The organism is Caenibius sp. WL, assembly GCF_019803445.1.
In the GTDB taxonomy this organism is placed as follows: Bacteria; Pseudomonadota; Alphaproteobacteria; order Sphingomonadales; family Sphingomonadaceae; genus Caenibius.
Genome location: NZ_CP081844.1, coordinates 2,471,788 through 2,484,825, shown reverse-complemented (window position 1 = coordinate 2,484,825; position 13,038 = coordinate 2,471,788). Strand labels below are relative to the sequence as shown.

Below are 13,038 nucleotides of genomic sequence, written 5' to 3'. Positions count from 1 at the left end.
GGCTTGCCTCCTGACAATCGTGACTTGAGGTCTTACCTTGCCCCCGATGGGCGATTCATTCGACATGTTTGGCGACGAGCCGGAGCGCGACGACGAGAGCGAGGATGCTCTCCCGGATAAACCTTCGGCTGCGGAGCTGGAAGCGGCAGGGCAGGTGTCGATGTTCGACCTTGGCGAACCCGCGCCGCCGCCCAAGGTGGAGGCCGATTCTAAAGCGCCTGCGGTGAAGGAAGAGGCGCTGCCGTGGGCGGTAGAGCCTGAGGCGCCCGTTGCCGCGAAGGCCGACGAGCCCCCGGTTGCGCAGGCTGACGAACCCGAAGCGGCGGATACTGCCTCTCCGGCCGATATGGAAACGCCTGCGGCGGTGGAGCCCGAAGTTCCGGTGGAAGAACCTGTCGCTGCCGCTGCGCCCGTTCCGCCGCCCGCACCTTCGCAGCCTGCGGAACAAAGTGCTCAGCCCTATCGCGTGCTCGCACGCAAATACCGCCCGCAGACCTTCGCCGAGCTGATCGGGCAGGAAGCGATGGTGCGCACGCTGGCCAACGCGATCGAGCGGGACCGGCTGGCCCATGCCTTCCTGATGACCGGGGTGCGCGGCGTCGGCAAGACATCGACCGCGCGGCTGATCGCCAAGGCGCTCAACTGCATCGGGCCCGATGGGCAGGGCGGGCCGACCATCGATCCCTGCGGCCGGTGCGAACCCTGCCAGGCGATTGCCGAAGGCCGCCATATCGATGTGATCGAAATGGACGCAGCCAGCCACACCGGCGTGGACGACGTGCGCGAAATCATCGAGGCGGTGCGCTATGCCGCTGTCAGCGCGCGCTACAAGATCTATATCATCGACGAAGTCCACATGCTTTCGCGCAATGCTTTCAATGCCTTGCTCAAGACGCTTGAGGAACCGCCCGCGCATGTGAAATTCCTTTTCGCGACGACGGAGGTGGACAAGCTGCCCGTCACCGTGCTGTCGCGCTGCCAGCGGTTCGATTTGCGCCGTATCCCCACCGCCATGCTGCGCGATCACTTCGCCGGCATCTGTGCGAAGGAAGGCGTGGAAGCCGATGCGGAAGCGCTGCACCTGATCGCGAGCGCGGCGGAAGGCTCGGTGCGCGATGGCCTGTCGATTCTCGATCAGGCGATTGCCCATGCCGATCTCGATACCGGCGGCCGGGTGGTGGCGGAACGCGTGCGCGACATGCTGGGCCTGGCCGACAAGAGCGCGCAACGCGCGATGTTCGCCGCCATCATGGAAGGCGACGCGGCGACATTGCTCGATGGCATGGACCGCCAGTATGCGCTGGGGGTGGAGCCTCTGGCGCTGATGCGCTCGCTGATGGATCTGGTGCACCGGATCACCGTGGCGCAGATCGGGCGCAACGGGGCCGATGCGCCGACGGCGGAGGAGCGGGCCGCGCTGGAGGATTGGGCCGAGAAACTGAATGCGGCCCAGCTTCATCGCCTGTGGCAATTGCTGCTGAAAGGGCACGAGGAAGTGCGCAACGCGCCCGATCCGCAAGTCGCGGCGCAAATGGCCTTGCTGCGGGTGCTCCATGCGGCCGATCTGCCGGACCCCGGTTCGCTGGTGAAAAAGCTGGAGGAACTGGCGGCAAACGGCGTTGCCGCCTCTGCGGCGCCTGCTGCATCGGGCCCGGGATCGGGCGGCGGCGAAGCGGGCGCGCCGGCACCGCCGGTTGCCGCACTCGATTGGGAAACTCTGGTCGATCGGGTCGACCGGGCGGGAAATCTGCGTATCGCGCAGTTGATGCGGGATTGGCTGCGGGTGATCGAACTCACACCGGGCAAGCTGGTGTTCGCGTTGATGCCCGGCCTTGCGGTCGATCCGATCGGCGAATTGCGCGATGTGCTGTACAAGACCACGGGTGAAAAGTGGCTGGTCGAACAGGGCACCGGCGAAGGCGCGCCTTCGCTGCGCGAACTGGCCGATGCCCGCAAGGCGGAAGCGGATGCGGCCTTGCAGCGTGAACCGCTGGTGGAAGCGGCCAGAGCCGCATTCCCCGAGGCGGAAATCATCAAGGAAGACGGCGCCGATCAGCGGCAAGGCCGTCAATGGTCCAAGAGAGCTTGAGGTTAGACAGATGAAATCGATGGAAGAAATGCTCCAGGCCGCGCAGCAGGCGGCGGAGACGATCCAGAAGCAGATGAACGAGGCGCAGGCCAAGCTGGACTCGCTCGAAGTGGAAGGCGTGTCGGGCGGCGGCCTGGTGAAAATCCGTTGCACGGCCAAGGGCCGCATTCTTGGCGTGTCGATCGATGACAGCCTGATCGTGCCTGCGGACAAGCAGATGCTCGAAGATCTCGTCACTGCCGCGTTCAACGATGCGCGGGCCAAGGCCGATCGGGTCGCCAACGATGAAATGGGCAAGATGCAGCAAGGGCTGGGCCTTCCGCCGGGTTTTAACTTTCCCGGCCTTGGTTGATTTGTCCCGCAATACGACAGATTAGAAGAGTCTCTGGCATATTCGCGGTATCTTCCTAACAGGCCGCAGTTTGTCGGACATCTGCATCGCCTGAGATGATCGGTGCCTATGCGCTCTCCCGGATAGGAAGTGCGCATTTGTTAACCGGTTGTCAGGGCGGTGTGGGCACAACGGCCGCGACTGTTCAGGACCAGAGATTTTGATGATTCGTCTTCGCCTATCGCAGAGCGTCGCCCTGCTTTTTTGTTCTGCCGTGCTGGCCGTACCGGCGCAGGCCGATACGCCTTCGGGTATCAATGCGCTGAGCGAATGGAATCTCATCGTTCTGGGCAACCTGTCATCCCGTTCCGAAGTGGAAGGCCGCACGTTCGTCGGCGGAAACCTCACGGGCAATTCCTCCAACTACAATATCAAGCCGGGCACGCCTTCGCCCAGCGCGCAGCCGGGCCTGATCGTCGTCGGTGACGTGACGGGCGGCGCGAAGAACCTGAACAACGGTTCGGGGGCGATTGTCGGCGGCAATGTCAGCAGCGGCTTCAATCTCAACGGCAGCCCGCAGACGGTGCAGGTGGGCGGCAGCATCTCCAAGACCAACGTCAACCAGAACACCGTGAATAGCGGTCTGGCGGCATCCAATCCGGGCTTCATCCAGAAGCTGCAACAGGACAAGAGCCTGCTGACCACCAGCATGAACAACCTGTCGCACGAAATGAGCACGCTTTCGGCCAACAGCACCATGCAGATTTCCGGCAATCGCGGCATATTCAACGCGCAGCCGGGCGCTGATGGGATGGCGGTGTTCAACATCACCTCCGATCAGCTCAACAAGATCGGTGAAATCCAGTTCAACGTAAACGGGGCCGGCACCGTCATCGTGAATGTCAGCGGCGCCTCGATCAATCTCAACGACAATTTCCTCGGCGGGACGAACAATCTCGGCGAGAAGGTTATCTGGAATTTCCCCGAGGCGGAGAAGCTGACGCTGACCACCGCCTGGGGCGGCAGCGTTCTGGCGCCGAAAGCCGATGCCAGCACTGCCAATTACATCCAGGGATCGGCTGTTTTTGGCAATCTGAACCAGAATGGCGAAATGCATGTCGGCACATACAAGGGCGGTTATGTCCCGCCCGAAACGCCGCCGACCGGATCGAGCGGCGGTTCCAGCAGCGGCGGGACGGAAGTGCCCGAACCGGGCATGCTGGCGCTTCTCGCCATGGCGCTCTGCGGATTGGTCTTCTGGCGCCGTCGTCGGACCGCCGCCTGACGGCTGTGGCTGCCCCAGGCCCCAAACCCTGCTCAGGGTGAGGAAGTAGTGCTGCGCGGGGGCGTGTTTGGAACCGTGCAACGGGGCGGTTGATGGGGCTCTTCCACTTCGTGCCATCGTGCAACTCCCCCGTTCCTGCGCGGCGCGCCAGTCCATCCATCCACAAGTGATGGGCAGCGGGCCATTGCACGCCACCGGGTGGCTCCCCATATTCGCGTCAAACCAAGGGGCTTTTCCCTTTCGCGGCGCTCTGCCGCCCGATGAACACTGGATTTGCGAACTTATGAATCTCTATCCTCTCCTTCCTCTGCGCGACATTGTGGTGTTCCCCGGCATGGTCGTGCCGCTTTTCGTCGGACGCGAAAAGTCGGTCGCCGCGCTGGAAGACGTGATGCAGGGCGACAAGGAAATCTTCCTGGTCGCCCAGCTCGATCCGGGGTGCGACGATCCGGGCAAGGACGATCTCTACGATGTCGGCGTGATCGCGCAGGTGCTGCAACTGCTGAAGCTGCCCGATGGCACCGTGCGGGTGCTGGTCGAAGGCCACAGCCGCGCGCGGCTTGCCAACATGCGTGACGAGAAGGGCTTCGTTGTCGCGCAGGTCGAACAGCTTGATAGCGAAGCGGTCGGCGGCACCGAAGTGTCGGCGATGATGCGCAGCGTGATCGAACAGTTCGGCGAATATGCCAAGCTCAACAAGAAGCTGCCCGAAGATCTGGGCGAGCAGCTTGGCGAGATCGAGGATGCCGCGCGGCTGGCCGATACGATTGCGGCCAATCTCAACGCCAAGGTTTCCGACAAGCAGGCGCTGCTCACCGAACGCGATCCGTTCAAGCGGCTGGAAATGGTCTATTCCTTCATGGAAGGCGAACTGTCTGTCCTGCAGGTGGAGCGCAAGATCCGTGGCCGGGTGAAGCGGCAGATGGAGAAGACGCAGCGCGAATATTACCTCAACGAACAGCTCAAGGCGATCCAGTCCGAGCTGGGCGGGGGCGATGAAGGCGAAGCGGACGAAATCGCCGAACTGCAGCAGAAGATCGAAACGCTCAAGCTGTCGGAAGAAGCCAAGGCCAAGGCCACGGCAGAGCTTAAGAAGCTTAAGACCATGCAGCCGATGAGCGCGGAAGCGACGGTCATCCGCAATTATCTCGATGTGCTGCTCGGCCTGCCGTGGGGCAAGAAGAGCCGCCTCAAGAAGGACATCGCCAAGGCGCAGGCGATCCTCGACGAGGATCACTACGCGCTCGACAAGGTGAAGGAACGCATCGTCGAATATCTCGCGGTGCAGGCGCGCACCAACAAGCTGAAGGGGCCGATCCTGTGCCTCGTCGGCCCGCCGGGCGTCGGCAAGACCAGTCTCGGCAAGTCCATCGCCAAGGCGACGGGGCGCGAATTCATTCGCCAGTCGCTCGGCGGTGTGCGCGACGAAGCGGAAATCCGTGGGCACCGGCGGACCTATATCGGATCGCTGCCGGGCAAGATCGTCACCAATCTGCGCAAGGCGGGGACGTCCAATCCCTTGTTCCTGCTGGATGAGATCGACAAGCTCGGTCAGGATTTCCGGGGCGATCCGGCTTCGGCCCTGCTCGAAGTGCTTGATCCGGAACAGAACGCCAAGTTCCAGGATCACTATCTGGAGCTGGACTACGATCTGTCGGACATCATGTTCGTCACCACGGCAAACAGCCTCAACCTGCCGCAGCCTTTGCTGGACCGGATGGAGATCATCCGCCTCGAAGGCTACACCGAGGATGAGAAGGTCGAGATCGCCCAGCGCCATCTGGTGCCCAAGCAGGTCGAACAGCATGGCCTTCGTGCTGGCGAATTCACGCTGGAAGAAGACGCGCTGCGCGATCTGATCCGCTATTACACTCGCGAAGCGGGCGTGCGCACGTTGGAGCGGGAAATCGCCCGGCTGGCGCGCAAGGCATTGCGCAAGATTCTCGAAGGCAAGGCCAAGGCGGTTACGGTCACTCCGGAAAATCTGGGTGAATTCGCCGGGGTCCGCAAATTCCGCCATGGCATGTCCGACGAAGAGCCGCAGGTCGGCGCGGTCACCGGTCTTGCGTGGACGGAAGTGGGCGGCGAATTGCTGACCATCGAAAGCGTGACGACCCCGGGCAAGGGCGAAATCCGCACCACTGGCAAGCTGGGCGAAGTGATGAATGAGTCGATCCAGACCGCGTTCAGCTTCGTCAAGGCGCGCGCGCCTGCCTATGGGATCAAGCCGTCGCTGTTCCAGCGCAAGAACATCCATATCCACCTGCCCGAAGGAGCGGTGCCGAAGGATGGGCCGAGCGCGGGCATTGGCATGGTCACTTCGATCGTGTCGACGCTCACCGGGATCGCGGTGCGGCCCGATGTGGCAATGACGGGCGAAGTCACGCTGCGTGGCCGGGTACTGGCGATCGGCGGCCTCAAGGAAAAGCTGCTCGCGGCGCTGCGCGGCGGGATCAAGACCGTGCTCATTCCCGAGGAGAACGTGAAGGATCTGGTCGAAATCCCCGACAACGTGAAGCAGGGGCTGGAGATCATTCCGGTTTCGCACGTCGATCAGGTGCTCGAACGTGCGCTGACCGAAAGGCTGGTCGCGATCGAATGGACCGAGGATGACGATCTGGCGAGCCAGCCGGCCCCGGCGGCCCCTGGCGGCCCGGCGGCGCAAACCGCCCATTGATTCGGCGCAAAACGGCGAATCGCAGCCAAAAAGGCAGGGGTTTGCGGGCCCCTGCCGCCCATTTAATGGCCTGTTGCTTGAAACGGTTCGTCGAAAATCATGGTGAATCGGTTGAAAACCGCACTTTTTGGCGGTTTTTGCCTTTGACAGGATCAGGAAAACCCGCTCAATTCCCGGCCCGTTGGAGAGGCGCTTCAACGCTCACCAATTTCTCTAGGTAGGGGGTTTATCAAGACCATGAACAAAAACGATCTGATCAGCGCTGTTGCAGATTCGAGCGGCCTTTCCCGCAGTGACGCGACCAAGGCTGTCGAAGGTGTGTTCGATGCGATCACCGCAGCGCTGGCAAAGGGCGACGAAGTGCGCCTCGTCGGCTTCGGCACGTTCGCGACCGCCAAGCGCAAGGCTTCCACCGGCCGTAACCCGCGCACCGGCGAAGCGATGACCATCAAGGCTTCCACGCAGCCGAAGTTCAAGGCTGGCAAGGGCCTGAAGGACGCGGTCAACTAAGACTCATCGGCTATCGCGCCTCAAGTATAAGAACCGCGCGTGGCACCGGCCGCGCGCGGTTTTTTTGTAACTGGCGATATGACTTGAAAAACAGGCGGCGCGATAATCTGTCGCGCCGCCTGTTTGTTGCAGTGGGATGCGCCACGCCGGACGCATCCTGGATCATCCGTTACCGGCTCAGCTTGATCAACGCCATCGGCGCGGCGAGATTGTCCTGCTCGCCAATCGTCCAGTGCAGCTTCTGGCCCGCGCTATCCGCCTGCGGCCCCTGATCGGTGTTGTTGGACAGGATTTGCCCATCGGTGGTCAAAGTGAAAGTCCCGCGCACTTTGGGGGCATGGGGAATTTTCTCTTCCTCTCCGGAACCGGGAAAATTCTGGCCCATCATCAGCCGCAGCGGATCATTCGCCTTGGTCCCGAACACCGGCGCATCCATGCGCACCGTGCCGTCATTGCGGACGGAAAGCTGCAGGAACGGCATCGAATTGTTCACCTGCTCCATGGTGGGGAAGGCGAAATCGTAAGTCAGCATGCCGTTGATCGCAAAGTCGACATCGAACAGACCGTTGCCTTTGCTGACCACGCGCCGCCAACCGGCCTGGCGTTGCAGCTTTTCAGCGAACTTTTCGGCCGCTTTCGGGTCGCTCGGATCGATTCCCCCGAGGAAAGCGCGCATTTCTTCCAGCTCGCGCTGTTGCTTGGCCTTGCGCCGTTCCGCGCCTTCATCCCATTCCTTGCGTTGCTCGGCCAGTTCGCTCGTGCTGCATTTGCGTTCTTCGCCGGTATCGCCGTCGAAGCAGGCGGAGGGGGAGAACTCTTCGGGCTTGGCGGCATCGTTCAGTTCGCTGAACATGAACATGAAGATTTCACCCTGATAGCTGTAAGTGAAGCGGCCATCCTTGCGGATATCGAGCGTGGACGTGAACTGGCCCGGCAGGACAAAGCAGGCCGCCAGCGCAACCGCCAGCCCGCAGGCGAGCAACGCCGCGGCAGCGCGGCGGATGGTGAGAGCGGGCAGAGCGATCATGAGGTCCCCTTCGTGGTGGCTACCGCGTACAAGGCGATCGCCGCGGCATTGGATACGTTCAGGCTTTCCATCGCCTGGCTGATCGGCAAACGGGCGAGAGTGTCGCAATGTTCGCTGATATTATGGCGCATGCCTTCGCCTTCGGCGCCGAGCACGAGCGCGACGGCGCCGCTGGACATGGCTTCGGCAAGAGTCGCCTGCGCTTCGCCGGCAAGACCGATGCGCCAGTAACCGGCATCGGCCATCTGTTCGAGCGCGCGGGCCAGATTGACCACGCGCACCCACGGCACGATTTCGAGCGCGCCCGAAGCCGACTTGGCGATCACGCCCGACTCCGGCGGAGCATGGCGATCCTGCGTTACCAGTGCACAGGCGTCGAACGCCGCCGCCGAACGGAGGACCGCGCCGACATTGTGCGGATCGGTGACCTGATCGAGCACCACGATCGGGCGGCCCGATTCGGCATCCAATACCTCGTCGAGATGCAGATCGGGCAAGGGTTCGCATTCCAGCACCAGGCCCTGATGCGGCGCATCGCGCGCCACCAGCCGGGCGAGATCCTGGGCTTGCGCATATTCCACCGGGAAACCTTCGGGCAGATCGCCGCACAGGGAATCGATTCCCTCTCGCGTGGCCCACAGCTTGCGGTGCTGCCGGTTCGGATTCATCAGTGCCGCTTCGACCGCATGCCGGCCCCACAGGCGGACCATGCCCTTGGAAGCGCGACCCGAGCCGCGCCCGCCCTGCATGCGTCCCGCACGTCCGCGCAATGCGCGCTTGGAACCGTTCGTGTTCATGAAAACTCCCTGGATGCAAACTTTCCGCCGCTCCCTGCCAGCACCCCCATTGACAGGCAAGGCTCGCTTCGCCATTGGGGCGGTCCTCGGTCGGACAGCCCCTTGCGGGGCGCACCAACAACGCGGGTTATCCCGCAGCCGACACTGGTGTGGACAGGTGGCCGAGTGGTTAAAGGCAGCAGACTGTAAATCTGCCCGTGCAAGCGTACGCTGGTTCGAATCCAGCCCTGTCCACCACCGGTCTCTTCGACAACAGGTCTGATGGCGTGCCCGCCCAATGGCAGGCGCGCAGGGCGATTCAGGCCGACTGCCCGTCGTCGATAGTGATGACAGCGCCTGTCATGTGCTCCGATGCATCCGAACAAAGATAGAGCGCCATATCGTCGAGCGATTCGATCGGCTGGAGCCGTCTGCGGTTGAATCCGGCGATCTGCGCTTTGCCTTCCTCGCTCTGGAACCAGTCCCTGGCCAGTTCGGTCTGGATGTAGCCCGGTTGAATGACGTTGACGTTGATACCCTGCCGCACCCACTCACGCGCGAGATTCCGACCAAGATGCGCCACGGCGGCCTTGCTCGCGGCGTAGGCGGATTCGCCGTGGCCGGTCTGCATGGCGGTGATCGATCCGATCAGGAGAATGCGCCCACGCCCGCTGGAGCGGCTGTCGGCGGCGATCATGCGTTTCGCGCTTTCGCGGGCGGTGAGATAGGTACCGAGCAGATTGGTGTCGAAAACCGAACGTATGGTGTCGAGCGCCATGTCGGTGGAACGGCCGGGGGCGGAAATGCCGGCATTGGCGATAACCGTATCGACCGGGCCGATGGCGGCTGCCGCTTGGTCGAGCGCGGCGGCGAGGGATTCTTCATCGACGACATCGAGCGAGACGGGCAGGGCGCGCCCACCTGAGGCTGCGATTTCCTCGGCCAGTGTTTCGATACGATCCCGGCGCCGTGCGCCGAGAATCACCGCAGCACCATGGCGCGCGAAAAGCCGGGCGAAATGGGCGCCGATTCCCGAGGAGGCGCCCGTAATCAGGCAAATACGTCCGGAAAGATCATGCATTTCCGCGTTTTCCTTTTTGATCCGATCAATTTGGTGCGAACCCTAATGCATCGGGTTGAGAAGTGGGAAACGCTTTTCTGTGCCGTATAAAAATCCAGCGTTTGCAATATCTTGTAGCGGGGAAGACATTTTCAATTGTGGATTGCCCGGCTGCATATCCGCATGGATAGCTTGGCTTGCCGTGTCTTGGTTCTGGCGCAAGGGCGCACATTTTGCTTAGGCGGCAGGCGAGGAGGATGAGGACGCAATGAACGATCAGGAAACATTCGGCGGCACAGCGGCGGTGCGTGAAGGCTTTGCATTCGATACGGCGGCGCTCGCCCGCTGGATGGAAGAGCATGTCGAAGGCTATGCCGGGCCGCTGCAAGTGGAACAGTTCAAGGGCGGGCAATCCAACCCCACTTACAAGCTCATTACGCCCGGGCGTGCCTATGTTTTGCGGCGCAAACCGCCGGGTCAGCTGGTCAAGGGCGCGCATGCCATCGATCGTGAGGCGCGGGTGATCGGCGCGCTGGGGAAGACGGGCTTTCCGGTGGCGCATCTTTACGGCCTGTGCACCGACGAGAACGTGATCGGCACATGGTTCTACGTCATGGAAATGGTGGAGGGCCGCAATTTCTGGGATGCGACGTTTCCTGAAGTCGGTGGGGAGGAGCGCCCGGCCTATTTCGATGCGATGGTGTCGGCATTGGCCCAGTTGCACTCGATCGACCACGAAGCCATCGGGCTGGGCGATTTCGGTAAGCCGGGCAATTACTTCGAACGGCAGATTTCGCGCTGGACCCGGCAATATCTCGACGATCCCGAAGCGGGCCGCAGCGCGGATATGGAATGGCTGATCGACTGGTTGCCCGCGCATATCCCGGCGGGTGATGAAACCAGCCTGATCCATGGCGATTTCCGCTGCGACAACATGATTTTCCACCCCGCGGAGCCGCGCATTCTCGCGGTGCTCGATTGGGAACTGTCGACGCTGGGCCATCCTCTTGGCGATTTCGGCCATCACGCGATGATGTACCATATGCCGCCGCATGTCGTGGCGGGGTTGGGGGATGCGGATATCGCCGCTCTCAATATTCCCAGCGAAGATGCCTATCTCGCCCGCTATTGCAGCCTGACAGGGCGGAGCGATATCGCGAACTGGAACTTCTATCTGGCGTTCAACTTCTTCCGGCTGGGCGCGATCCTGCATGGGATCAAAGGGCGCTATTTGCGCGGGACCGCATCTTCGGAACAGGCCAAGCGGCGCGGCGACGCGTTTCCGCTGCTGGGCGAGATCGGGCGGAAGCTGGCGCAATCGGGTTGAATTTCCGGGCTTTCCGGAAATGGCCGGCGGCGTGAACCGCTCATCTGCCCGCGGGAACGGCACGGCTTATTGAGGTTTTGCCCGGCAGCGCCTAGACGAGGGCGATGCCAGGTGAAATATCAGATAACAAGGGTCGGGGTGAAGCGGCGTGGCGTTGGCCAGCCATTCATCCCGAAGGTCGCAAATTCGCATTGATTGCAGCGGTTGTCTGCGCGGTCACGGCGTTTCTCGCCTGGGAAACGATCGCGTGGCCGCTGGCGGTGCTGACATTGGGGATATTGGCTTTCTTCCGCGACCCTGAACGAGTCGTCCCGCAGAACCCCAATTTCGTGGTCTCCCCGGCGGATGGCCTCGTCAGCCTGATCCAGCAGGTGGAACCGCCGCGCGAGCTCCAATTGCCCGACGGCATGGGCGGTCCCGGGCTCGGCAGCGAGCCGGTGACGCGGATCTCCATTTTCATGAGCGTGTTCGATGTGCACATCAACCGCGCACCTGTAAGCGGCACCGTGCGCCGCCTGATCTATCTGCCGGGCAAATTCCTCAACGCCGATCTCGACAAGGCAAGCGAAGAGAACGAGCGTCAGCATATCCTGGTCGAACGCAGCGATGGCGTGTCGATCGCGTTCACGCAGATTGCCGGGCTGGTGGCACGGCGCATTGTCCCCTTCGTCAAGCCGGGCGATACCATGGCGGTGGGCCAGCGCGTCGGCCTGATCCGCTTCGGCAGCCGGGTCGATGTCTATCTGCCGAAAGGCACGGACGCCAAAGTGATTCTCGGACAAAAAGTCGTGGCCGGTGAAACCGTGCTCGCCGAACTGGGCCAGCAATGCCATCTCGAAGGCGTTGCCCAGTGAGCGACGAGGAGCGGCAAAACCGGTTGACGGGATTGCCGCAGGGGCTGACCTTGCGGGCCCTGGTGCCGAATGCGATCACCGTCGCCGCGCTGTGTTCCGGCCTGACGGGGATCCGCTTCGCGATTGACGGCAACTGGAAAATGGCGGTTATCGCAGTGATCCTTGCGGGGCTGCTGGATGGGATCGATGGCCGCATCGCCCGCTTGCTGCGTGCGCAATCGCGGTTCGGCGCGGAGCTGGACAGTCTGGCGGATTCGCTGTCTTTCGGCGTGGCCCCGGCGTTTATCCTGTTCCTCTGGTCCTTGCACGATCTGCCGCGCTTCGGCTGGTTCGCGGCACTGGGGCTGGCGATTTGCTGCGTGCTGCGGCTTGCCCGTTTCAATGCCCGGATCGATACGGAGGATCAGCCGCACAAGTCGGCCGGGTTCCTGACCGGTGTTCCCGCTCCGGTCGGGGCGGGGCTGGCCTTCCTGCCGCTCTATCTCTGGATGGCCAGCGGGCGGGAGGAGTTCCGCGATCCGCTGGCCGTAGCGGTCTGGGTGGCGGCTATCGCTTTCCTGATGATTTCCAATCTGGCGACGCTGAGCTGGACTTCGCTTCGCCCCCGCCGCAGCATCCGGTTGGAAATGCTGGCACTGGCGGGACTGGTGTTCGCTGCCCTGCTGACCGAGCCGTGGTGGACGCTGGCCGTACTCTGCGTGGGGTATCTCGTGCTGATGCCTTACGGCTGGATCAGCTATGCACGGGTCAGGCGGCAGCGCGCCACCCGGATTGCGGCGCCGGCCGACTGACGGCGCGGCGCGCCGGATCGGCGAGGCGCAACCTGACCATGCGCGGCGCCGGAACGGTGTATTGTTCCTGCCCCTTCATTTGGACCATCACGGCCTGCGGTACATCGCAGTGGGCCAGCGCATGCTGCAATCCGCGATAGACGGTGCAGGCACGATGCAGTGACGAAGCGATAACGGCCAGTGCGACGAAAGCGGCGACGGCAAACAGCGCGGTAACGGCAAATGTGATCATTGTCCTGTTCCTTTCCCGGCCCGACGGCGTGGAGAAGCTGTGGACGGCTTGTGGATAAATCTGATGCCTGTTATGAGAG

The 13,038-nt window shown here is 62.6% G+C and carries 12 protein-coding genes and 1 tRNA gene; 9 read left to right on the top strand and 4 right to left on the bottom strand.

Annotated features, from left to right (window positions below; genetic code table 11):
- The first annotated feature begins 46 nt into the window (after window positions 1-46).
- The 5 genes from K5X80_RS11840 (at window position 47) to K5X80_RS11820 (ending at window position 6,892) form a co-directional block, all read left to right on the top strand.
- Window positions 47-2,089: a DNA polymerase III subunit gamma/tau gene (locus K5X80_RS11840; RefSeq protein WP_222557932.1), complete on the top strand. Its 2,043-nt coding sequence runs from the start codon at window positions 47-49 to the stop codon at window positions 2,087-2,089.
- A gap of 10 nt (window positions 2,090-2,099) precedes the next feature.
- Window positions 2,100-2,441, top strand: coding sequence for a YbaB/EbfC family nucleoid-associated protein (locus tag K5X80_RS11835; RefSeq protein ID WP_261390515.1), 342 nt, complete (start codon window positions 2,100-2,102; stop codon window positions 2,439-2,441).
- A 202-nt stretch (window positions 2,442-2,643) separates the two neighbouring features.
- Window positions 2,644-3,705: a choice-of-anchor A family protein gene (locus K5X80_RS11830; protein WP_283249167.1), complete on the top strand. Its 1,062-nt coding sequence runs from the start codon at window positions 2,644-2,646 to the stop codon at window positions 3,703-3,705.
- A gap of 283 nt (window positions 3,706-3,988) precedes the next feature.
- On the top strand, window positions 3,989-6,382 hold the full coding sequence (lon, locus tag K5X80_RS11825) for an endopeptidase La (RefSeq protein WP_222557930.1): 2,394 nt from the start codon (window positions 3,989-3,991) through the stop codon (window positions 6,380-6,382).
- A gap of 237 nt (window positions 6,383-6,619) precedes the next feature.
- On the top strand, window positions 6,620-6,892 hold the full coding sequence (locus K5X80_RS11820) for an HU family DNA-binding protein (protein ID WP_222557929.1): 273 nt from the start codon (window positions 6,620-6,622) through the stop codon (window positions 6,890-6,892).
- A 169-nt stretch (window positions 6,893-7,061) separates the two neighbouring features.
- Here the strand turns inward: K5X80_RS11820 and K5X80_RS11815 are convergent, their stop codons facing one another.
- Window positions 7,062-7,919: a hypothetical protein gene (locus K5X80_RS11815; RefSeq protein ID WP_222557928.1), complete on the bottom strand. Its 858-nt coding sequence runs from the start codon at window positions 7,917-7,919 to the stop codon at window positions 7,062-7,064.
- Complete coding sequence (gene rlmB, locus K5X80_RS11810) at window positions 7,916-8,716, bottom strand: 23S rRNA (guanosine(2251)-2'-O)-methyltransferase RlmB (RefSeq protein ID WP_222557927.1); 801 nt, start codon at window positions 8,714-8,716, stop codon at window positions 7,916-7,918. Before rlmB ends, K5X80_RS11815 begins: the two co-directional genes overlap by 4 nt.
- Before the next feature lie 151 nt (window positions 8,717-8,867).
- On the opposite strand from rlmB, the gene K5X80_RS11805 reads away from it, so the two are divergent.
- Window positions 8,868-8,953, top strand: a tRNA-Tyr gene (locus K5X80_RS11805).
- Window positions 8,954-9,014: 61 nt separating this feature from the next.
- Here the strand turns inward: K5X80_RS11805 and K5X80_RS11800 are convergent.
- The gene (locus tag K5X80_RS11800) at window positions 9,015-9,776 is read right to left on the bottom strand and encodes an SDR family NAD(P)-dependent oxidoreductase (protein WP_222557926.1); all 762 of its coding nucleotides are present in this window, start codon (window positions 9,774-9,776) and stop codon (window positions 9,015-9,017) included.
- Window positions 9,777-10,023: 247 nt separating this feature from the next.
- Between K5X80_RS11800 and K5X80_RS11795 the strand changes: the two genes are divergently transcribed.
- The 3 genes from K5X80_RS11795 (at window position 10,024) to K5X80_RS11785 (ending at window position 12,727) form a co-directional block, all read left to right on the top strand.
- The gene (locus K5X80_RS11795) at window positions 10,024-11,082 is read left to right on the top strand and encodes a phosphotransferase (protein WP_222557925.1); all 1,059 of its coding nucleotides are present in this window, start codon (window positions 10,024-10,026) and stop codon (window positions 11,080-11,082) included.
- A gap of 104 nt (window positions 11,083-11,186) precedes the next feature.
- The gene (locus K5X80_RS11790; RefSeq protein ID WP_222557924.1) at window positions 11,187-11,936 is read left to right on the top strand and encodes a phosphatidylserine decarboxylase; all 750 of its coding nucleotides are present in this window, start codon (window positions 11,187-11,189) and stop codon (window positions 11,934-11,936) included.
- Entirely contained in the window at window positions 11,909-12,727 is an 819-nt protein-coding gene (locus K5X80_RS11785; RefSeq protein WP_502778314.1) for a CDP-alcohol phosphatidyltransferase family protein, read from the top strand. The genes K5X80_RS11790 and K5X80_RS11785 overlap by 28 nt, the downstream gene beginning before the upstream one ends.
- Here the strand turns inward: K5X80_RS11785 and K5X80_RS11780 are convergent.
- Window positions 12,684-12,959, bottom strand: coding sequence for a hypothetical protein (locus K5X80_RS11780; RefSeq protein WP_222557922.1), 276 nt, complete (start codon window positions 12,957-12,959; stop codon window positions 12,684-12,686). The genes K5X80_RS11785 and K5X80_RS11780 overlap by 44 nt on opposite strands.
- Window positions 12,960-13,038 lie beyond the last annotated feature (79 nt).

Coding starts and splice junctions, on each gene's coding strand:
- K5X80_RS11835 (WP_261390515.1), top strand. CDS start 2,100: ATGAAATCGATGGAAGAAATGCTCCAGGCCGCGCAGCAGGCGGCGGAG.
- K5X80_RS11785 (WP_502778314.1), top strand. CDS start 11,909: ATGCCATCTCGAAGGCGTTGCCCAGTGAGCGACGAGGAGCGGCAAAAC.
- K5X80_RS11840 (WP_222557932.1), top strand. CDS start 47: ATGGGCGATTCATTCGACATGTTTGGCGACGAGCCGGAGCGCGACGAC.
- K5X80_RS11780 (WP_222557922.1), bottom strand. CDS start 12,959: ATGATCACATTTGCCGTTACCGCGCTGTTTGCCGTCGCCGCTTTCGTC.
- K5X80_RS11830 (WP_283249167.1), top strand. CDS start 2,644: ATGATTCGTCTTCGCCTATCGCAGAGCGTCGCCCTGCTTTTTTGTTCT.
- K5X80_RS11820 (WP_222557929.1), top strand. CDS start 6,620: ATGAACAAAAACGATCTGATCAGCGCTGTTGCAGATTCGAGCGGCCTT.
- K5X80_RS11800 (WP_222557926.1), bottom strand. CDS start 9,776: ATGCATGATCTTTCCGGACGTATTTGCCTGATTACGGGCGCCTCCTCG.
- K5X80_RS11815 (WP_222557928.1), bottom strand. CDS start 7,919: ATGATCGCTCTGCCCGCTCTCACCATCCGCCGCGCTGCCGCGGCGTTG.
- K5X80_RS11790 (WP_222557924.1), top strand. CDS start 11,187: ATGCCAGGTGAAATATCAGATAACAAGGGTCGGGGTGAAGCGGCGTGG.
- K5X80_RS11795 (WP_222557925.1), top strand. CDS start 10,024: ATGAACGATCAGGAAACATTCGGCGGCACAGCGGCGGTGCGTGAAGGC.
- rlmB (WP_222557927.1), bottom strand. CDS start 8,716: ATGAACACGAACGGTTCCAAGCGCGCATTGCGCGGACGTGCGGGACGC.
- lon (WP_222557930.1), top strand. CDS start 3,989: ATGAATCTCTATCCTCTCCTTCCTCTGCGCGACATTGTGGTGTTCCCC.